This window comes from Niastella vici (assembly GCF_002077945.1).
Taxonomy (GTDB): Bacteria; Bacteroidota; Bacteroidia; order Chitinophagales; family Chitinophagaceae; genus Niastella; species Niastella vici.
Genome location: NZ_LVYD01000077.1, coordinates 39,822 through 62,013 on the forward strand (window position 1 = coordinate 39,822; position 22,192 = coordinate 62,013).

General features: G+C 46.3%; 10 protein-coding genes. 4 read left to right on the forward strand and 6 right to left on the reverse strand.

The genetic code is table 11. The features are described from left to right. Positions 1-2: 2 nt before the first annotated feature. The 4 genes from A3860_RS32295 to A3860_RS32310 are packed head-to-tail and all read left to right on the forward strand — an operon-like array spanning position 3 to position 4,343. On the forward strand, positions 3-2,201 hold the full coding sequence (locus A3860_RS32295) for a peptidase domain-containing ABC transporter (protein WP_081154656.1): 2,199 nt from the start codon (positions 3-5) through the stop codon (positions 2,199-2,201). Between the two features lie 16 nt (positions 2,202-2,217). Next, positions 2,218-2,922 carry a hypothetical protein gene (locus A3860_RS32300; protein WP_081154657.1) on the forward strand — a complete coding sequence of 235 codons (705 nt, stop codon included), beginning with the start codon at positions 2,218-2,220 and terminating at the stop codon, positions 2,920-2,922. A gap of 6 nt (positions 2,923-2,928) precedes the next feature. After that, on the forward strand, positions 2,929-3,486 hold the full coding sequence (locus A3860_RS32305) for a hypothetical protein (RefSeq protein WP_081154658.1): 558 nt from the start codon (positions 2,929-2,931) through the stop codon (positions 3,484-3,486). After that, positions 3,471-4,343, forward strand: a complete 873-nt coding sequence (locus tag A3860_RS32310; protein WP_081154659.1) for a tetratricopeptide repeat protein — start codon at positions 3,471-3,473, stop codon at positions 4,341-4,343. The genes A3860_RS32305 and A3860_RS32310 overlap by 16 nt, the downstream gene beginning before the upstream one ends. 69 nt (positions 4,344-4,412) lie before the next feature. Here A3860_RS32310 and A3860_RS32315 read toward each other — a convergent pair whose 3' ends face one another. The 6 genes from A3860_RS32315 to A3860_RS32340 all read right to left on the reverse strand — a co-directional run bounded on the left by A3860_RS32315 (position 4,413) and on the right by A3860_RS32340 (position 21,625). Beyond that, positions 4,413-6,761: a metallophosphoesterase gene (locus tag A3860_RS32315; RefSeq protein WP_081154660.1), complete on the reverse strand. Its 2,349-nt coding sequence runs from the start codon at positions 6,759-6,761 to the stop codon at positions 4,413-4,415. Positions 6,762-7,041: 280 nt separating this feature from the next. Continuing rightward, positions 7,042-14,904 (reverse strand): LamG-like jellyroll fold domain-containing protein, encoded by a 7,863-nt coding sequence (locus tag A3860_RS32320; RefSeq protein WP_081154661.1) that lies wholly within the window; start codon positions 14,902-14,904, stop codon positions 7,042-7,044. 185 nt (positions 14,905-15,089) lie between these two features. Then, the gene (locus tag A3860_RS32325; protein WP_081154662.1) at positions 15,090-16,100 is read right to left on the reverse strand and encodes an IPT/TIG domain-containing protein; all 1,011 of its coding nucleotides are present in this window, start codon (positions 16,098-16,100) and stop codon (positions 15,090-15,092) included. Positions 16,101-16,146: 46 nt separating this feature from the next. Continuing rightward, entirely contained in the window at positions 16,147-17,976 is a 1,830-nt protein-coding gene (locus tag A3860_RS32330) for a RagB/SusD family nutrient uptake outer membrane protein (protein ID WP_245843677.1), read from the reverse strand. Between the two features lie 17 nt (positions 17,977-17,993). Then, the gene (locus A3860_RS32335; RefSeq protein ID WP_081154663.1) at positions 17,994-21,260 is read right to left on the reverse strand and encodes a SusC/RagA family TonB-linked outer membrane protein; all 3,267 of its coding nucleotides are present in this window, start codon (positions 21,258-21,260) and stop codon (positions 17,994-17,996) included. Between the two features lie 92 nt (positions 21,261-21,352). Continuing rightward, positions 21,353-21,625 carry a hypothetical protein gene (locus A3860_RS32340; RefSeq protein ID WP_081154664.1) on the reverse strand — a complete coding sequence of 91 codons (273 nt, stop codon included), beginning with the start codon at positions 21,623-21,625 and terminating at the stop codon, positions 21,353-21,355. Positions 21,626-22,192 lie beyond the last annotated feature (567 nt).

Consider the following 22,192-nt stretch of genomic DNA (forward strand, 5'->3'; position numbering starts at 1 on the left):
TCATGAAAAAATTTCCTTTTTTCCGGCAACTCGACCAAATGGATTGTGGCCCTACGTGCTTAAAGATGATAGCCAGATTCTATGGAAAGAATTATAGCGTAGAACATTTAAGAAGCAAAAGCTATATAACACGTAACGGTGTAAGTTTCCTGGGGCTTTCACAGGCTGCTGAATCAATAGGCATCAAAACCCTGTCAGTGAATATTGATTTTAAAAAATTAAGAGACGATGCGCCTCTCCCTTGCATTGTACACTGGAAACAAAAACACTTCGTGATCGTTTACAAAACCGATAATCGTTTTATTTATGTTGCCAATCCGGCAATAGGATTATTAAAACAGCGTCATAATAAATTCCTGGCCGGATGGCGGCACAATTCTGATATAAATGGCGAAGGGCCGGTATTATTGTTTAAGCCCACCAGGGAGTTTTATGACAACAAAGATGTGCCAGAAAAGAAAATCTGGGAAGAAGGAAAGTTTCTGTGGCATTATATAAAACCACATAAAAAAATATTGTACCAGTTATTACTGGGCCTTATAGCAGCCACTATCATACTCCTGGTTTTTCCGTTCACCACACAGGCGATCGTTGATTATGGTATAGGCAATAAAAGCCTGTCTTTTATTTATATTATTTTACTGGGACAGTTGATGCTGTTCATTTCACAATCGGCCATTGAAACGGTACGAAGCTGGCTGCTGCTTCACCTGAGCGCCAGGATAAATATTTCCATTATTTCAGATTTCCTGTCAAAGATCATGAAGCTCCCCGTTTCTTTCTTTGAGTCGAAACTGACGGGCGATCTGTTACAACGCATCGAAGACAACCAGCGCATTGAAAATTTTCTGTCATCCACTACCCTCAATGTGCTCTTTTCGATGGTATCGCTGATCATCTTCGGCTCCATACTGGCCACATACAACGGAAAGATCTTCTTTATCTTCCTGGCAGCCACCATTATTTACATTGGCTGGGTAGTATTATTTGTAAAAAAGAGAGCGATCCTCGATTACCAGCGACACGATGAAGCGGCTGCCAATAGAAGCGGTATCCTGGAACTGATCAATGGCATTACTGAAATAAAGCTCAACAACAGCCAGATCCGCCGCCGCTGGGAATGGGAGATCATTCAAATGCGGCTGTACAAGGTACTGATGAAAGGCCTGGCATTGGGACAAATACAATCAAATGGCGCCAACTTTATCAACCAGTTAAAAAATATTGTCATAGTGATCATAGCTGCTGAAAGTGTAGTGCGCTCACAAATCACCCTTGGCAGCATGATGGCGATCCAATACATCATAGGACAATTGAACACACCTATCAACTCCCTGATCACTTTTTTCCAATCTGCCCAGGATGCCAGGCTCAGCATTAAGCGGCTTTCTGAAATTCATAACGAATTATCGGAAGAAGATGAGTTATCTAAAAACGGAACAACCGTTGCTCCCCAACCCGGCAGTATCAAACTGGTGAATGCCAGCTTCAGATATGGCGGAACAACAAGATGGATCCTGAACAATATCGATCTTGAAATTCCACAGGGAAAAGTGACGGCCATCGTAGGCACCAGCGGAAGCGGCAAAACCACTTTATTAAAGCTGATCCTGAAATTATACAAAATAACACAGGGAGAGATCAGGGTAGCTGATGAAAATATACTGAATATAAATACCGACCAGTGGCGGGCCCAATGCGGCGTAGTGATGCAGGACGGTTTTATTTTTTCAGACACGGTTGCCAGGAACATCTCTGAATCGGCATCAGATGAACCTATTGGTAAAGAGCGTTTAAAAAATGCCGTAACGATCAGCAATCTCGGTACGCTGATTGAAAATTTGCCCAATGGCTATTCTGCCAATCTGGGTTATAACGGCGTTTCGCTTAGCGGCGGTGAAAAACAGCGCATACTCATTGCCAGGGCTGTATACAAAAATCCTTCCTATCTCTTTCTGGACGAGGCTACCAGTTCACTCGATGCCAATAATGAAAAGGAAATACTCGGCAGGCTGTCTGAATTTTATAAAGGCAAAACAGTGGTGATCGTTGCACACCGGTTAAGCACCGTAAAGAACGCCGATCAAATTGTAGTAATGAGCAAAGGTGCCATTGTAGAATGCGGCACGCATGAAGAATTAGTAGCAGCTAAAGGTCATTATTTTACGCTTATCAAAAATCAACTGGAACTGGGCAATTAATGTATAATTTTTGCATATGAGCAAGCTGGATCAACTACCCGAAGAAAATGAGGTCACACGGGAGGTTATTGGAAAGCCTCCGCCAAATATCGTTTTATATGGTTCAGGATTGATCTTATGGATAGTATTGGTTTTACTGGTATTTTCCTGGATCATTTATATACCTGATCGTATCACCGGTTCCATTAGCCTGGGCACCAACAGGCAGGTAATCAGGATAAACGCGCCTGTTAACGGGGAAATGTATACGTTGGCCAGGGAGGGGCAAACAGTACAAAAAGACTCCCCACTGTATATTATAACAACCCCGCAAAGTAACTATACTGTAAAATGCCCCGCTACGGGTAAAATCACTTTTCTATACCAGACAGCTGCCCTCACCAAAGGCGACCTGGTTGCTGCCGTTGTGCCGCCTGATACTCCGGCTACGGTTGGCCGAATGATCATACCGGTTGACAAATCAATGCGGGTTCGGGTTGGCCTGCCGGTAAGCGCTATTGTAAAAGGTGTAAAGAACCGGGAATCCCTTTCTTTTTCAGGAACCACTACCGGTATATCGCTGGTACCGGATAAAAAACACTATATTGTCACCGTTATTTTTCCGAAAGGAATTCATCTTCCTGCCGGCGCATTACCTTCCACCGCTTTGCTCGAAGGAGAAGCGCAACTGGTAACCGGTAACAGGAGATTGATCCAACGGATCTTCGGTTACTTTAACTAAAAACACATGCTGCTGAGCTCAGCCCAACCAAAGCAGATAAGTAAACTTACCGGCTGGTTACTCTTTTTCATGATGACCTGCGCAGGTACCGTTTTTGCACAATCAAGCGAGCCTGGTTATAAAGGGGTCGACAGCTTTCCGCCCAATGTGGGCGATATCTCCTACAATGCTGCGCTCGACGACTCAACCTTTATTGTTTGCAATCCCAAACGGGTTTTTCAATACTACAATACCGGCTCTTATTACAGGCAACACAAGCGGGAAATAGAGCATTATTTTAAAAGCCGCTATCAACCCGCCGTACAAAACGCCGCGCAAACCGGCTTTCTTACCATTCGTTTTATCATCAATTGTTCAGGAAAAACAGGGCGCTTCAGAATGGTTGAACTGGACGCCAGCTATCAGCCTTATATATTCGACAGGGTTATCAGCAGCCAGTTAATGAAACTGACAAAGGAATTGCAGGGCTGGCAACCTGCTGTTTATAAAGATACCATATACGACAGCTATCAATATATAACCTTCAAACTAAATAAAGGAGCAATAGAATGTGTGCTACCCTGAAAAAAACCAGCTTGTTGCTGCTTTCACTGGCAACCATGCAATGGGGCCGGTCACAAACCAATTGCCAGGTATTTAAAGACAGCTGCCATATTAAAGCCTGCCTTTTGTATCAACAGGCAGGCAATTTTGGACAGGGCACCCGCCAATCGCAGCAATATTACGACAGCGCCATCAGGGTGTGTCCTGATTATGCCGAAGCCTGGAGTGAAATAAGCGTACCTTATCTGAAGCGCGGCGATTTCTATAACTGGCGAAAATATTTGGACAAAGCAGTGGCGTTGAAACCCTATCCTTATTTAGGTACCAGGGGTTGGTGCCGGTTTAAATTCCTCAGGGATTATGAAGGCGCATTAAAAGACCTGCGCAGGTTCGACACTTTATCTGGCTTTAACCCCTCCTATAGTGGCGATGGCAATTATCATTTATACAACGTTATGGCCCTTTGTGAACGCGAGTTGGGTAATTACCGGCAGGCGCTTCAATATTTTACGCTGGGAATCGACAGCATGCGAACAAAACAGGGCGATGCATGGGTCGGGTTTTCCGACTTCCTGCACCGGGCAGTAACAAAAATGAGAATAAAAGATTATACCGGCGCTTTATCTGACCTTGACCAGCAAATGAAAAAATACGACAATTACGCCGAGATCTATTATTACCAGGGCCTGGTATTTGAGGCCATACACCGTGAAAAAGAAGCGATGACAAGTCTGGAAAAAGCCAGAACAATGGCAGCCTCTGGTCATCATCTTGCTGATATTTATTGTGAAATGCAGGATGAAGTATTTGTTGAGGATATCGATGCAGCAATTGAACGGATAAAAAAATCGCCGGTTCAAACCAAAAAAGGTAAATAAAAAGATATTATAAGCCAAATACACGAGGCCGCCCCGATTTATCAGGACGGCCTCGTGTATTACAGCGCATCATTCCGTCACCACAAATTTTTGGGTAGCCCCTATTGTATCGCTTTTTACTTTTATGATATAGGTACCTGCCTGCAGGGTTTGGGTATCAATAAAACCAGCACCTGTAAACTGCAGCGTTTTAACTATTCTTCCTGTAATATCAACCACAACAAGCGTTATTGGCTCGCCTGAATTCGTTTGCACCTGAATGCTTTGCCCTTTCCTTACAAAGGTTGGCTGAATCTTTAAAGTAAATCCGGCTATTTCCGGCACCTCTGTCATTGCTCTTGCCGTAATGCCGGCAGTAACTGTCAACTTAAATACATCAGTAATACAGGTGCCCGAAGTATTGTCAGATACGGTATACGTAGTACCTGAAGTAGGGCTCACCGTTATGCTCCGGGTAGTGGCGCCGTTGCTCCATTTATAGGTACCTGAAGGCCATGATGCCGTCAAGGTGGTGGGCGTACCTGAAGCAACTGACAAATTCGTAGTCTTGTTCACATCTTTCAGAATGGTGAATTTGTCCCAGATAGTGCCATCCATGCGAATGAATTTCATATCGAGCCGGTTTTCCTGCACTTCTATATAGGTCATGCCGCCGTCGTTGATCGACCAGGGCATGGCATTATGCGGATAACCGCTCTGTATGGTGCCACTGGCGCCTGATGACCCCGACACAACATACACCGTTCCATGGTTACCACCTGCAGCTGTAACAAAAGGACAGGAATTAGAACTGCCATCATATTTACCGCTGCTGCGGCTTTTTGTAGAGGTGCTTAAACTAAATGAAGACTCATTGCCATAATAGCCATTCAATAAATAAGAGCGCTCATAATCATGGCTATGCCCGCAAAGAACAACATCAACCCCCAGGCGTTCAAGAATGCGGATAAACCGCTCACGGATCTTGACCAGTTCCGATTCTGTGTCGGAATTATGACTGCCCATGGTGTAGGGCGGATGGTGCCAATAGGCAATGATCCATTTTTTAGTGTTAGCCGCAAGGTCCTTCTTTACCCAGGTCACCTGTGCACCGGTAGTATCGTACAGGCGGGTGGTGCCGCCATCTTCCTTACCATACGAGTCCAATGCCAGAAAATGAACATTGCCGATATCGTAGGAATAATATCTTTCATTGCCACTGGCCACCCCACCGCACTCTGCATTGGCAGGCAGCGTAAAGATGCTGAAGTAAGGAACATTGTGACTTGCCTGGTTTGAGGAACTATTGGCATAGTCATGATTGCCCGGCGCGGGATACAGCTTATGATTTTTCAATATCGTATTACCATACGCATTGAAATAATTGCTTGTAAATTCTCCATCTGTTCCATTTTCGTACGCATTATCGCCCAGCAATAACCAGGCATCGGCCGCTTCCAGGTTATTTTTGGCCAAATAATTCCTATAAGCCGCGAGTGTATTCACCTGGTGATTCAGGCTGTTTTTGCCACAATCGCCAAAAGCTGCAATGCGTAACTTTCTGGTTGTGGTGGGCGGTGGTACGGTAATAAAATAATTATCGCTGGCACTCTGTAATATTTGTGTAGAACTGCCAAAACGGTAATAATACCTGGTATCAGCAGCGAGGCCGGTGATGCGCACTTCGTGTTCGGTCGTTGACGTACTATTGGTGGCAGATAAATTATACGTACCGAATACAGTGCCCACTTCAATTCTTGAATTGGTGGCCGTATTGGTACGCCAGCGAAGGGTTACAGCGGTTTGATTCCCCATTTGCAGGTAAGGCCCGCGGGTCAGCGAGGCAGTTGTTCCGCCACCCGATCCCCCTGACCCGCCTGTGCCGGTCAATTGAAGATCAAAGCTGATATCGGCACTGGTTGGCTTTCGCTGGTGAATTTCCACGGCTATTACATTGGTCCCTGTAACTAAAGAACCAGCTGCCAATGTGGCGGAGAGCCAGGTATTGCCATCATCGCTGCAGGTAGATGCTGCCCAGGTATTATACGCAATGGTCCCACTGGTCATGTTGTTCCTGTATTTTTCCACCCCATTAACATACACTACAATGCCATCATCACGCTTCACCTGTAAAGTATAATTGGAAAACACAGATGCATCAGCCACTGAAATGGTTTTTCTGAAATAGGTCGTGGTGTACTTGTTGTCTGATTGTGGGCCATACTTTACAACAGTAGCTTCATCGCCATCGCCATAGCCCAATTGAGCCGGGCCCGAGGCCCAGCTTCCATCATTAAAAGAAGTAGCCCGCCAGGCAGTACCCTGGTTACTTCCATTGTCGAGGTACTTCCAGGTAGCACCAGCAGGGATCAGCACCGTTTGCGCCAATACAGTATTGACACAAAGCAACATAGCAAATGTGTAAAGGATCTTTTTCATGGTTTTGCTTGGTTTGCATAAATAGATTTGTTTCCAGATGAGACATCTGCGCTAAAAAAATTCAACGGTGTAAATGATAAAATCGAGAGAGCGGACTTATATGGTTTGGGGGAGGAAGGTATACCGGGAAAAGAGGATGTTGAATGTACGTAGCTTTTTTTTTCGAAGCGTATTCGGTTTAATGCTGACGCTACTGATCTTCAACAAAGTGCTGTGCCAAAACAACGAGGCCGCCCCAATACAATGAGACGGCCTCGTGCTCAAAAACACTAAAAAACTACTATAGCTTAACTATTTTGCGCATAAATGTTGCTGCGCCATTCTTTATGCTGATGTAATAGATGCCTGCGGGCAATGGTTGTACAGAAATTGTTGTAGTGCTGTTTACCAGCCTTTCTGTTCTAACCAATACGCCATTGGCATTGTACAGCTGCATCACCGCACCGGTATTCAATGCGCCCAACTGAATAGTGAGCATTTCATTTACCGGATTAGGGAATACCGTGATCGCAGCCGGATTGCAATTGCAGGTGGTTCCGGCATTTGCCTGGCGTGCGCCACTTGAGCACTCCCCTAAATAATCACCATGATTTAAATGGTCCTGAACGCCGTCCATCCCAATACAAATGCTTTTTCCGTTATGACAAATCTTCACTTTATTAAAGTTGTTGCCACATCTTACATCGAGCGTCTTCATTAGTATGGACGCAGTAGTAGTGCAACCTTTGCTATCTGTAACAGTTACTGTATAGGTGCCTGCAACATTTACGCTAACAGCCGCTGTGGTATCTCCTGAATTCCACACATACCTGTAAGGCGCTGTACCGCCATTCGGCATTACCGTAATCGTCAGCGATGTGGGGCCATAACCAATATAAATGGTATTCTTCTCATCCACCGCCGGGTTCATGGCATATACGTCGGGGATAACCGCGCTCAGGGCCGCATTTACCGTTACCAGGGTGGTGTCGGTACTGGCATTTCCATGCACATCGTTCACCGTGTATACAATGGTCGACAAACCAGTATTGAATACACCGCTTGCATTGGCGCCGGTGCCACTGCGCGCAGTAGCGCCGCTCACCACATAACTTATGGAAGCCACCTCACAATTATCAGTAGCCGTTAAAGCAGGGACTGTATAGGTGCCGCTATTGCTGTAACAGAATAACTGGTCCTGTGGCGAACTTACTACAGGCGCGGTATTGTCAACAACCGTTACCTGTGCGTTTGCAGAGTCAGCATGCCCGTCGGCATCGGTGCCGGTCAATGTTACAGTAACCGCTGAACCGATATCCCCGCAACTAAATGCGGTTCTGTTTACACGTAACGTTAAGGCGCCTGAGTAACTCACCGAACCGCTGTCTACCTGCTGTGCAGTAATAGCCGCTGTTCCTGTAGCATCCACGGCCACCTGTATGTTTTTGGTTATGATCGTTGGCAACATGTATGTCACCAATTGCCGGCTAACTGTTGGCGCCGCATTGTAGATGCTGTCGCCGTTTTGTGAAGCAGTGATAGTGGTAACACCTTTTCCTACAACATGCACCAGCCCGTTTACGATGGTAGCCACGCTTTGGTTCGAACTGCTATAACTTACAGGCAGTGCTGATGAAGCGGTTGCGCCCGCATTAAAGTCGGGGGCGCCCACCTGTGCATCTGTTAATGCGGGGAAGGTAATTACCTGGTTGCGCGTAACGGTGATCACCAGGTTGTCGGTTGTTGTTCCCAGCGCATTTGCCGCAGTGACAACTACAGGGAATGTACCCGGCACGGTGGGCGTACCGGAAATAAGACCTGTTCCAATATTTATTGACAACCCGTTGGGCAAACCGGTAGCCGAATAATGATACGTTGAATTGGTTGCCACCAACTGGAAGCTGAACGACGAATCAACAATACCGCCCGCAGTTTTGGCGCTGGTTATGGCCGGAACCGCAGTGGCTACGCTTACCGTGTCGAACACGCCGCGGGTGATGGCTGCTGTATTGTGGCTGCACACGGCCAAACCAACATATATATTTGTTGGAAGTCCGGTATAAGTTTGTGAGTTGATATTTGTCCAGTTGATACCATCGGCACTGCGGTAAGCGGCCAGGGTATCTTTAGTGCGCACCAGTTTCACCCAATTTGGTGCAACAAGGCCGGCGGCTGAAGTCACAGAACTTGAGCCATTGGTAGCCGTTCTGCGAATATATTCGATACCTACAGAAGGTGTTACATCTACCAGTCCATGCCTTGCACCTGCTGTGAGGGCGTCGCGCATCATCACACCTGCTTTGGCATTGCCGCTGATAGCGGTATTGGTAGCATAATTCTGTAGGCTGGCAACACGCGCTACAATAGCACCGTCACCACTCACTATTTGATAGGTGAAATGGAATGCATCGGCAGTACCCCAGACATCGGCACCGGAGCCATAAGCCGTAATGCCGTTTGCATAACCGGCATTACCGGTAAGCACGGTTGAACCGATGTCGCTGTGCGACCAGCTATTTGGCTGGTTAACCGGCGTAGCAGATGCCGCACTGCCCGGGCTTGCCCCTGCTGTGTTGGCTGCGTATATCATGTACGTATAAGCCGTTCCATTTGTAACCGTGGTATCACTGTAAGTGAGGCCGGTAATGGTTGCGATGGTCGTTGTATCGGTTCCTGTTGTACGTTTTACCACGTAGCTGGTAGCGCCTGAAGCACCTACCCAGCTCAAATCGATCCGTTTGTTCCAGCTGGTTGCAATGGGATAGGTTACTGCCGCCGGAGCTAACAATACATTCACCTCATTGGATGGCGCACTTTCGAACAGGCCCGATTTGGCTGTTACCACATAGTAATACGGACCGCCACCGGCCACCGTTGTATCGGTAAACGAATTGGTAGTAGCACTGGCAATTGCCGTATACCCACTACCGCTAGTGGTAGAACGCTTGATGCTGTAGCTGGTGGCTCCCGCTGAGGCAGTCCAGCCAAGCTGTATGTTCTTTGCACTGGCCGATGTTACAGTCAATGGCGTTGGCTGGGCAGGCGCCGCCGCATTCACCAGGCCCACAATTTCAGCAGCGCTCAAAGAGCGGCTATAGATCTTTATGTCGTCAAGGATACCGGTGAGGTATGGGTCAGCCGAGTACTGTGAACGGCCGAACCAGTTCTGCGTGGTGCTACCGAGGCTGCTTGGCTTCAGCGTCATCGCGCTGTTGCGGCCTACTTCTACCCCATTCATATACAAAATACCTACGTTGCCACTCCAGGTTACGGCAACATGCGTATATACACCGGTGGTGATGGTGGTATTACTGTTGATGCCCTGCTCCTTGGAGCCGCCACCGGTGGTGATGGCATATCTTAACAAACCGGTATTATTCCTTGCCAGGAACATATACACGTTGGTGCCGGTGCCAAAATCAAAGATGCGCGCCCAGTTGGCAGCTACATCCATTTTCACCCAGGCCGAGAAGGTAAAATCAGTGAGCGAGCTCACAGCGCCCGTGGGCAATGAAGCATAGCCACTGGTGGTTCCATCGAGCTTAATGCCCTGCTTAATAGCGCCGGCCACGCGGGTAACACCTGCGTTCAATGTTGCCTTGCGGCTGCCCCACAGGTCATTGGCTGTTGTGGCGCTGCTGTCGTTTAAATCCCAATAGCTGTAAGCGCCTGTTGTAACCACCGGCGTTATGGCCGCACTGTTACCAAATTCTCCTGTTGAATCATACGCAGCCACTACATAATAATAAGTAGTACCGGTTGTAATCGTTGAATCAACATAGAAAGTATTGATGGTACTGCCAAGCGTGGTGAACGGGCCGCCAGCTGCCGTGCCGCGTTTTACTTTATAACCAAGGTTCAATACCTGGTTCCATTCAATGGTATTTTTTCCTGTACCGGCTATGCCTGCCACGCCGTCAACAGTAGTGTTGCGTACATACAAATTCAATGTCGCTGTGGCGGTGCTGGTATCATTCGCTGCTGTTAATGTCACCGCAAATGCACCTGCAACCGTAGGCGTACCTGAGATAACACCGGTTGAGGTATTCACCGTTAATCCCGCAGGTAACCCTGTTGCATTATAGCTGGTGGGCGATTTAATAGCGGTGATGGCATACGTGTACGTTCTGCCAAGCAGGGTGGTATCAGTGGTCTTGCTGCTAATTGTTACCGGCAATACCCGCTCATCCATCAACACCACATCATTGCCATCTCCGCCTCTGTAGGTGATGCGGAAATTATAACCTTTCACAGTCACCAGGCCCAGCTCGGGTAAATTTTTGAAATTGCCCGTTACTGCGCTGCTGCTGCTGTTGTCTATGATGACCAGGTTGGTCCCTGATGCCAGTGCACCGGAATCCACAGCGGTAACAGACAACACAGGATTGTTGAGCGTTAAGCCAGCCGCACTCATTTTATCGCAGGTAGCATTTACGATGCTTATTTCTGCTTTATAAGTAGCATCCTGGTTCATGGTCAATGCCGCTGTAGTGGTGAGCGTGGCTATATTACTGTTACCCGGTTCCAGCGAAGCCCCTGTACCTGAACCGGTACCTACTTTTATAGTAGCCTGGGTTCTTCCACCACCACCCAAAGCGCCGCCCTGCACAATGATGGGACTGGCGAATGTACCGGTAGCGGCATTGTTATTCAGTAAGAAACGGCCGCTCATTACGGTAGTGGTTCCACCGTAAGTATGGTTCCCCGAGAAGGACAGGTCGGCCGTACCTACTTTTATAACGTTGAAATAATTGTTCATTGTACCGCCGAAGTTCGTCGAAATGTTCAACGCACCGATACTGATGGTAGGCGTACCGCCGGCATCGTTACGGAAATAACCACGTCCGGTCAATGCACCAAAATTGAGGGTACCTGTCTGGAAGAGAACGCCGATACAATCGATACCATTGGCATCGAGGTTCCAGTAAGCGTTCGCGCTGCCCGATTCGGGCACCATGAAGCGAACCCGGTTGCGGCCACTGCGCAATGCCGCCACAAATGTCCCGGTAAAGCCGCTGTTATCGCCATACAGGTTGATGCCGGGATAATCATTACCGTCTTCCCAAAGTGTACCCGTTCCTGTAATACGGCCGTATATACTGATCGAATTAACGGTTTGGGTAAGGTAACTTCTACCGGTACCCATTACCTGAATATCGTTGTAGATGGTTGCCGCGCTGTCGCCGGAATACAACGTACCGCCATTCATGATGATCTTTCCGGTTCCCAACGGGCCATAGGTGGGCGCACCCGATGTTCCGGCTCCGGTTCCGGCAATAGCAATGGCCCCGGTAAGCGTGGTATTACCTGCGTAAGTATTCTTACCGGTCAATTGCAGCACGCCGCTTCCGCTCTTCAGGATACTGCCTGCACCACTTACCACGCCGGTCATATTGATGCCCGACATGGCGCTTACCGTTACCTGGCTGTCGATGGTCACCGGCGTGCTGATGGCTTGCCAGTAAGCAGAATTATTGACCAGGTCGGTCTTCAGTTTAATGGAGTTACCGCTGATCGTATAATCACTGGCTGTAGTATCGAATAGCAATCTTGATACCTGCAAACCGGTAATGTCGTTTGTTATAACACTGTCGGCAGTGCTTTTAAAAGTGAGAATGGCCGGGCTGGCAGGAACCGTACCTTCTACCCAGTTAGCAGCGTTGCTCCAGCTTTCAGAAGCCGGTGTAGCGCTCCAGGTAGAAGCATTGGAGCCAGGTACGCCAAACGATTCAATTGAGTTAGCGCTTTCCTGCGTATTACCCATTGATGAAACCACGTAATAATAACCCGTGCCGTTTGCCACGTTCATATCGGCATAACTGGTAGCCGATACCTGCGCAATAACCGTGTAAGGTCCGCCGGCCACAGTGGCACGCTTTATTTTATAGGTTTTTGCTCCCGCCGCTGTATCCCATTTGAGATCGAGCTCGTTGCTCTTGCTGGTAACAACGGGTTTCGATGGGATGGCAGGCGGCACATTCGCGAACACTTCGGCTGAATTGCCGCTTTCTAGGCTGCCCGACAAGGCAGTGACCACATAATAATTGTTCACTTCAAAGGCCGGACCGGCATCAACAAAGGATGTACCTGTTATACCCGATTGAATAGTGGTATACGGGCCGCCTGCTGTCAACGATCTTTTTACACTATAGCTACTGGCATTCGCCGCGGCTGTCCAGGCCAGTTTTATCTGCGTGGTATTTACTACCGAAGCTGATAAACCGGTTGGTGCAGCGGGCGCCACGTTGTTGTTGACTGTTATGATCAATACCGCAGTTCCGGTGCCACTCGTATTGGTAGCATTAATGGAAACAGCGGTTGTGCCTGCTGTTGTTGGCGTTCCTGATATTACGCCTGTAGAAGTGTTTATGCTTAAACCATCGGGTAAACCGGTAGCGCTGTAAGCCGTTGGATTATTGGTTGCAATAACAGAATAATTGAAAGCGGTTCCAACAGCAGTCGTTTCCGATAAGGGGCTGCTGATCTGCGGCGCACCGGCCGGCGTTGTATTGGTGATTGATACATTGCTGAAGGTGGCTGAGTTTACCGCAGAGGTATTATTCGATGCCGTAAACAACCCAACATAAACATCAGCCGCAAAGGAGTTATAAATACAATTATGACAGCTCCAGTTTACGCCATCTGCCGAATGATATGAAAAGATCCGGTTGCCGACGCGCTCGAGCTTTAACCACCAGGGCGCTTTTGGCGCATAATGCGTATAGCCGTTCACATTGCCATTCCAACGGGTATTCACAGAACCATTGTACAGGTTCACCGAAATATTATTGGCAGTAGCAGCCAGGCTATCGCGCACCATTATCCCGGCGGTGGCAGAGCTGATAGAATTACTATCAATTCTTGCAATGATGATGAAATCCCCGCTAACGGGTTTGAAGGCAAAATTGGCCGAAGTGGCTGCCGAAGTACCGGCGCCATTCAGCTGAAATTTGCCATTGTTATATGCAACGCTTCCGGCAATACCGGGGTTGCCAATATCCAGATCGCTTAGCTGCGATACTGCCTGCGTATTGGGAAAAGCAATTGGTGTTATAGGTATAGCTGTAGAAGTGTCAGCAGATTTTAAATACAGGAATGAATACGACCCCTCGCCCACTGCTGTACGCATTTGCTCGGTCCATGGCGTTGCAATACCCTTACGCAAGGCGTAGGCGCCTTTGATAATGTTATTGAATGGGGCCTGATGACGTGCACCTACCCCAATACCCCAGTTCTGCCAGTAATTGGCCGAACCGCCAAAGGGTATAAAGGTCATGGTGTCGCCAACAAAAGCATATTTATTATACAATTCACCGATCGCTAACAACCGGTTACCATATTCCGAAAACAGGTCAACGCCCTGCTTCCAGGCTACTTCACCGGCAAAAACGAGGGCAGCCGCCTGCACAAACCAGTGGTCATCGCGGCCGGCATCGCCCACTTCCCCATTGGGCAGGCTACACCTGAGGGCCGCAGTTGCATCGAGACGGTACAGTTCTATGGCCTGGTCCCACTTGGCCTTGTCATCGAGAAAAGCAGCCACAGCGAGCGCGATCTGCATTTGCAAAGCGCCTTTGTTATTATCTCTTGGCGGGTAAGGCACCCACGATTGCGGCCAAATGACGTTGGCGAAATAATTTTTTACGTGAACGGTGTTTGAATCACTCCAACCGGGGAAAGTGCCGCGCAGAATATCTGCAGCCGTAACAAAATAAGGCACGTAATCACCGATATCCAGCATAGCCTCACCGCCCGACCAAATAGTATTGGTCACAGCCCAGCTATCGAGCATGTTGGTAGCCTTGCGGGCATAGGCGCTGTCGCCGGTAAATACATACATGAAAGTAAGGTTGTGGATCGCCTGCATATCGCTTATCCATTGCGTGTTGTGCAGGTTGGGCGCGCGGCCTACTTCGGTGAAGGGCCCCTGCATGCCATAGCTGAGTTTTGACCGGCTGTCATTGGCCAAAGCATTGTACCCGGTTAGCCAGGGGTCTTTTGTAATGTTTGCTTTGAGCTGGTCCAGGTCATACTTCGTAAACGGTATGCTGGGGTGCACAAAGCGTTGTGCCATGGCAGTTGTACCTGCCAACAGGGTAACAATGGTTACCCATAGGCACAGCCATTTTCTGGTTTTCTGTAAAGTACCATGAATACTTCTCATAGTGACAATCGTTTGGTTTAATTTTTGTCTAATTCACGTGTTGAAATAATCATTACCTACGCCACTTTTCCCCGCTTACACAATAAGAATAAACCTGTCAGTGCATCAAAAAGACGCACACTGACAGGTTTTGCAATCACACCAAACCGAAAGGAAAAGTTTTCACAGGTATATATTTATTTGTTTTATTGTACTGTTCCAATAAATTCTATTTCAGCAATATCACAATAGCCATCCGGCGAATAATAATAGATGTAGCGGTAGGTGTTCGCTGCATTGATCGCAGTCTCAGTTAAAACACCCACTGTAGGCGCCGTTGTTATCTTATATAAAACATCATAGCTGGTAAGCGTTGCATCATTAGAGCCACGGATCTCGCCCTTAACCATGCGCGCAGCCTGGCCACTCCGTGGCGCATAACGAACCACAGTAAGCTTAGCTGATTTTCCTGCTCCCACATCGTACCCTACATAACCCGATGCAGTAGCTGCATCTACATAAGTATTGAGGTTACCGTCTACAGCAGCTGCTATTGTTGTATTCGCATTGTTTCCATACGAACCCGAATGCCCAATTAAAGTACCGGTAATTTTTTGTTCGTTGCCTACAAAGAAAAAGGGTCCGGGAAGAGGGTAGTCGTTAAATTTCACTACGGGGGTGCCTGAAACGGAATTCGGAACTTTAAATTGAACCTGCGTAGCGGAATTTGAAACTATCTGGGCTTGTGAACTACCGATCATTGCTTTAATGGCTGAAACATCCGGAAGAAAATTAAGCCCTGTAAATGTTATTACATCGCCGGGATTACCGCGGGTGGCGCTGATACTTTTATAGGTTGGTGCAGGGATCACCGTAAAGGACCCGATTGAATCGGTCTTTGTTGTCCATACCTGCAGGCCTACCTTTCCTGATACTGCAGTTGCTGGTACCTGAACAACGATCTGGGTATCTCTACAGCTTACCACAGTGGTTGCCTGAATACCGCCAAACCATACTTTTACAGCACCAGTAAGTGTATCGAAGTTTGTTCCTTTAATGGTTACATTCATCCCCGGAAAACCTACGTTATAATTGATGCCGGAGGCACTTTGAGCCGGATAAGTAAATTCCCTGAATTGGGGACCTTTTTTACAACCGGCGCCAAAGAGTATCGACACTATTGACCAACAGGCAATAATTAGAAATTTATTTTTCATCTGTTTAGTATTTATTTTTACTGATTATCAAGGGAACACGCCTATATCAATAACCAGGATTTTGAAGCAGTTTTGAATTCAGGTTAAGCTGTTGAAGAGGAAGCGGATATAAATAATGCTTCCTGGCCACTGTATGATTTTGTTTACTGTCAATAACCACACATTTTAATTTGCCCGCCGAAGTTTCTGCATCTTCTTCGCCAAACCTATACGAACCGGCGGTATACCTGGCAGCTATAACGCTGTCGGCACCTGTAGAAGAAGCAGTTTTGAATTCAGTGGGGTAATTTGCGCCGCCTACAACCATTCCCAGGCGTGAAGGATTGAGGGCAGCTTCCAGAATGCCCCAACGTTTCAGGTCGTCGAAGCGTTTACCCTCCCGGTATAATTCCACACCTCTTTCTCTTCTTATTTCGGTTTTCATATCCAAACCGTTGGTTGTTGCCAGCGCGTTCGTAAGAGAAGCTACACCTGCACGACTTCTTAATTTATTGATGGAAGCATTTAATTGGGCATCTGTGATAGTTCCGTTCAGCTCAACCAACGCTTCAGCATAGGTCAAATACACTTCAGCCAGCCGGATAACCGGCAAATTGGCTGATTCGGTATTATCTGTTCTGCGTGTGCCATATCCATACACGGCATATTTCGCGTTGCCATATCCGCTCGCGCCAAGGCTTCCATACACCAGATTGCCACCCGTGGGAGGTATTGCCGATCCGTATAAATAATTCAACAGGCGCAGGTCACGGCTCTTAAACTCATCTCCTACGCTATGATATCCCTGAAATAAAGGAGATTTATCAATGGGTAATCCATCGGTACATACGGGCATGTCTACAAACTTGCGGCTGGGATACAGTTGCCAGGAGGTCCAGCTAATATTAAGGCGGCTTTGCTTATTGGTAAAATCATACTCCGTGTACAAAATAAATTCTTTGTTTGACGTTTTATCAAATCCACCGGGATTGCTGCCTGCATCTTCCAGATTGAACAAATACCACGAGCTGGAATTTGCCATGCTGCCAACGTTGTTTTTATTCCATAATTCATATCCACCATTGTCCATCACACTCTGACATAAGGCAACAGCATCTGTTAAATATTTGGTTTTGTTACCTGCATCATATCCTGTTTTGCCGGCGCCGATTGATGTACCATCGCCATCGGGATCCTGGCCCACATATTTTTCCCAGGTGGCTTCGTACAATTCTACCTGTGCTTTATAAGCCTGCGCAGCCCATTTACTTACCCGGCCTTTATCACCGGCAGGTATAAGTTGTTCGGTTGGTAATTTTGCAATAGCAGAATCGAGATCAGATAAAATTTGATTAACCACTTCATAGCGGCTGTTACGCGGCTCCTGTAATTCCGGCGAATTCACATCGAGCACAGTAGTGGCAATGGGCACTCCGCCAAAGGTTTTCAGCAAACCGAAATAAGAAAAAGCACGAAAGAAATAGGCTTCGCCCACATATTGGCTGATATCGCCGGTGCCGGCATATGTTGCCGCCTTTGATAATAAAATATTGGCGGTACGGATCCATGAAAAGTCATATCTGTTATCGGTACTTACTACAGCTATAATGCCCTGTCCCAGATCGGTGCCATTGCCATTTGCATTTGCCGATAAATCGGAACCATTATCCATATTACCAAAGCTCCAGGTAGGCATCAGGCTGAACCATTTGTTATCCTTGGAGGAGTAATACCCATAAAAACTGGTTGTATAAGCCTTAAAATCGCTGGGCTGTTTAAAATACACTGCATCTGTAAACATTGCAGTGGGTTCAAGGTCAACAAATTTTTTCTGGCATGAAAAGACGCTGAGCACCATTCCCCCTGCCATTATATAGTTGAATATTTTTTTCATCATTGTAAAATTTCAGTTTATTATAATCCGACATTAATACCAAACGACCATGTTCTGCTAAAGGGGTAACCGCCGCCGGGAGTTGTTTTTCCATCTGAGGTGCTAAAGTCTACAGATGCTTCGCCCATCTCAGGATCATATCCGTCACGCACCTTCGCTTTTTCCCATAAATCGTTTCCTGAGAAATAAACCCGTACTCTTTGCAGTTTCGCTTTCTCGGTCAATTTTTTCGGAAGTGTATATCCAACGATTAACGTTTTGAGCCGTACATAGCGATTGTTTTGCAACATAAAATCATTATTCGCATAGTTCCATTTTGAACGGGTGGTATTCACTGTTAACCGGGGATAAATGGCACCGGGATTATCTGCCGTCCAGGTTTTACCAATGAAGGTTGGGTTTTGATTCGACCAAATGGCTAAGAAGGGATACGACATCCATCCGCTGCGCATGATGAGTTGTTTGAATTGCCCCTGGAAGAACGCAGAAAAATCAAAGCCTTTATAGGATGCGCCCATATTGAACCCAAATGTATAGTGAGGGGTACCATCGCCTGCATAGACCAAAGAACTGTTCTTACTACCTACGCCTGTAATATTGCCTACCCCGGTTGCATCTACTTTCTTCGTATCACCCGGGCGTAAAGCCACATCTGCATTGGCCTGGGGCAGGCCTAACAGATCAGAATTTGCCACTGTACCGTATTTAGTATAATAGGCATCCACTTCCTTCTGGTCTTTAAAATAGCCATCGGTCTTATATACAAACCATGGCTGATAAGCATATCCGTTCACAATACTATTTTTCCCTGCCGTATACGTATCGGCTCCTTCCACTCCGGTTACTTTGGTTCTGGTATTACTGATATTAAATGCAACATTGTAAGAGAAATCGCCCTTCCTGTCGTTCCATCCTATTATAGCTTCCCAACCTTTGGTATTGAAATGGCCGTTATTGGTTTTTGGTGCATTGCCACCCAATACAGCCGGGTAACTTACATTGATCAACATGCCGATATTGTCCTTTACGAAATAGTCGAAAGAGGAAGTCAGTCTGTTGCGTAAGAAACTCAAATCGATACCCAGGTTTTTCTGGCGCACCTTTTCCCAGGTTCTCGTATAACTTATCAATCCGTTGTTATTGAGCGAGGTTGCCGTTTGCCATGCACCTGATTGACCTAATACGGAAGTGTTAACTCTTACTGTAGAGAGATAATCGAATTCACCGAGATCATTTGCTTCATTACCGGAAGTACCGTAACTGGCGCGAATTTTACCAAAGCTCAATACCGAATTCAGGTCTTTAAGAAAATTCTCTCTGGTAAAAACCCAACCCACAGATGCCGAGCCGAAGTTTTTAAACTTGAAGCCCTGGGCAAAGCGGGAATTTCCATCGCGGCGGCCAAGTAACTCAAGCAAATACTTTTCCGCATAATTATAGTTTACTCTTGCCAGATAAGAATACCGGCCCATTTGAGTTTTAAATCCATCGTTCGATACCGAGGCTGTGGAAGCAAGGCTTATATCCTGAACGCCTAAATTATCGAATCCAATCCGGGTAGCCGATACCCATTGAGAAGTGTTTTTTTCTGCATTGATACCTGCCACTGCCGAAATGTTGTGCTCGCCAATATTTTTATTATAGCGAAGCAAGGCAGAGTAATATTGATAATAGCCTGTCCAGGCATAGGTGTAATATCTGTTGTTGGTTCCTTCGGTACCGGTGCCAATTCGCTGAATTGTTCCATACCAATTGTAAACCGGCACTTGCAAAACATATTTTTCCTGGGTGAACCTTTCGTTCTGCAAAGAAGCCATCCCTTCGAAGGCCAGGTCTTTGTAGAGCTGATAGGTGGCTTTTAAGTCTATTCTACCCGTCAGCGAGTTTCTGTTATCCCTGCCCCCATCTGTTGTCATTGCCGCTGCATTTCTACGGGCGCCGCCATCAACAGCGTTAAAACTGGCAAACCATTGGCCAAAAGGATTTTTGGCAGGGAAAAACGGCATGTCGTAACCGTAAACGGTATTGTCAAGACCAACAGAAGGTGTACTGGTTTTTGCATCGATCAAACTAATGGTCGATTCTAATTTCAATTTTTCCGAAAACTTGTAATCATGGTTGAACCGGACGTTGTATTGTTTTTGTCCGTCGTAAGCTGTAGCCAGATTTCCCTGATTATCTGCATAACCAAAGCTCAGGCGGTAAGCCGACCTGTCATTGCTGCTCGAAAGGCTTAAATTATGTTGTTTCGAATAACGGGTGGCAAACATCTCCTTTAGCCGGTTGGAATTGTAAATAAAAAAATCAATTCCTAAAACCGGATAAGCACCTTCAATTCCCTGTTGCATTTTAAGCAAATTGTCTTTACTGCCCCAGATCCAGTAGTTAGGATTGGTTTCTTCCTTATTGGCATCTAACCACATGGTAGCATATTGTTGCATATCGGGCGAATAACCAATAATGCCATTGGTTGTCCAGCGAAGATTACCAGTGTAATCAACTTTCAGTTTTCCCTTTCCTCTTTTGGTGGTTACCAAAATCACCCCGTTTGAAGCTCTGGATCCGTAAATAGCAGCCGATGCATCTTTTAATACAGAAATACTTTCAATGTCATCGCTGTTCATATTTTGAAAAGAATAGTCGTTCATAGCAGGAACTCCGTCAACAATTATCAGTGGTTTACTGCCATTGACAGATGTTTGACCGCGAATTATAAAATTCATATTCTCATTACCCGGTCTTGGTGAGGTTCGGGTTACTACCAAACCGGGAGAAGCACCCTGCAGCGCCAGCCCCACATTGGTAATTGCACGGCTTTCAAATGTTTTGCTGGTAACCTGTTCTACAGCGCCGGTTAGCGTTGCTTTCTTTTGTTTCCCGTAACCTACGATGATCACATCGTCAAGTTTCAGGTCTGTGGCAACTAATGTTAAATTAATAGTACTATTTTCTCCAACTTTATGCTCCTCTGTACGCATTCCTGTATAACTAAAAACAAGTACGCTGTTAGCTGATGGCACAACAATTACATATTTCCCGTCGTCACCGGTCATAGTGGCTTTGGCCGAGCCTTTTACAACAACAGTAACACCACTTAATGGCTCGCCTTTTTCATTGCGAACAATACCTGAAATTTTGGTTTCACTTTCCTGAGCAATAGCATCGTTGTTTGCTGCAATGCCCAAAACCCACACAATCAGAAATGTGAGCCGTAAAAACCACTTCGACACCTGTAAGCAGCCAAAGTGCGTTGGTGGTATTGAACCTGCAGTTAGTTTCTTTTTCATTTTTACAATTTTTGTAGACAAAAGGATTACCTGTTTAGGGATAAAAGGTTTTTTGTTTGGTTACTTTTTCAATTTTTATGGTGGTCAATAGTTCACATTCCTGATTTCCCATACAAATTCTTTCCCCGCCGGGCGTCGTTCATGTCATTACTTAATTTGCCGGGAAGTTTTTTAATGACGAAACCCTTCAAAGGCTCTTCAGGGGCATTTAAAAAGCCTTGAAGCCTTATGGGCATTTGTGTTTGTACTGAATAAGTGAAAATGAAGGCAATAATGGAGGATAGTATATAATTATAGTGGTTAAAAGCAATGCTTTTGACACCACGCGCCTTTAAAATACCAAGTATGAAAACATTTTTTCTCATATAAGCAAGCTCCCGAAATTTCTACTAAAATTTAACCAATCGATTTAGCAGAATGCAATCTGTAAAAGGCTCTGTTCAGCCATGGAGTCCCTACTTTAAGTAGGAACTCCTATTTATATGTAACCGTCCTGACTCGCGCAAAAACTGTATTTTGATCTTTTATAATGTAAAACTACAGGGAGAATTAAAGATCCTTAAGGGGGTGAATTTTCATAAAAAGGGGGTAATTCAACCATTTTTACGATCAATAGTGAAAATGAGCCAATAAGAAATGATTTTTAATGTCAATCACACCTTTCTAATGGTCAGAATTTATTAAACCTGTTATGTAATATGGTATTAATGCATCTGGTCTTCGGAGAATGGGTCGAAAATCCCTGTTATTGCATAGTCGATTTACAAAAAGTGGGCAAACGTTAGCATTCCAGAGAGTATGCCACCTTCTGAGCGAAGTGGATGCGAATGCCGGCAGGTTGGGGAGTCATTCCGGGCGGAACCGGATAGAGGGACTAATTTGTCATGTATGGGGGTAAAAAAGGAGGCTGTCTCAAAAGTAATTTGAGGCGG

Excerpts from the sequence above, each read along its gene's own strand:
- A3860_RS32295 (WP_081154656.1), top strand. The coding sequence starts at position 3 with ATGAAAAAATTTCCTTTTTTCCGGCAACTCGACCAAATGGATTGTGGC.
- A3860_RS32300 (WP_081154657.1), top strand. The coding sequence starts at position 2,218 with ATGAGCAAGCTGGATCAACTACCCGAAGAAAATGAGGTCACACGGGAG.
- A3860_RS32305 (WP_081154658.1), top strand. The coding sequence starts at position 2,929 with ATGCTGCTGAGCTCAGCCCAACCAAAGCAGATAAGTAAACTTACCGGC.
- A3860_RS32310 (WP_081154659.1), top strand. The coding sequence starts at position 3,471 with ATGTGTGCTACCCTGAAAAAAACCAGCTTGTTGCTGCTTTCACTGGCA.
- A3860_RS32315 (WP_081154660.1), bottom strand. The coding sequence starts at position 6,761 with ATGAAAAAGATCCTTTACACATTTGCTATGTTGCTTTGTGTCAATACT.
- A3860_RS32320 (WP_081154661.1), bottom strand. The coding sequence starts at position 14,904 with ATGAGAAGTATTCATGGTACTTTACAGAAAACCAGAAAATGGCTGTGC.
- A3860_RS32325 (WP_081154662.1), bottom strand. The coding sequence starts at position 16,100 with ATGAAAAATAAATTTCTAATTATTGCCTGTTGGTCAATAGTGTCGATA.
- A3860_RS32330 (WP_245843677.1), bottom strand. The coding sequence starts at position 17,976 with ATGATGAAAAAAATATTCAACTATATAATGGCAGGGGGAATGGTGCTC.
- A3860_RS32335 (WP_081154663.1), bottom strand. The coding sequence starts at position 21,260 with ATGAAAAAGAAACTAACTGCAGGTTCAATACCACCAACGCACTTTGGC.
- A3860_RS32340 (WP_081154664.1), bottom strand. The coding sequence starts at position 21,625 with ATGAGAAAAAATGTTTTCATACTTGGTATTTTAAAGGCGCGTGGTGTC.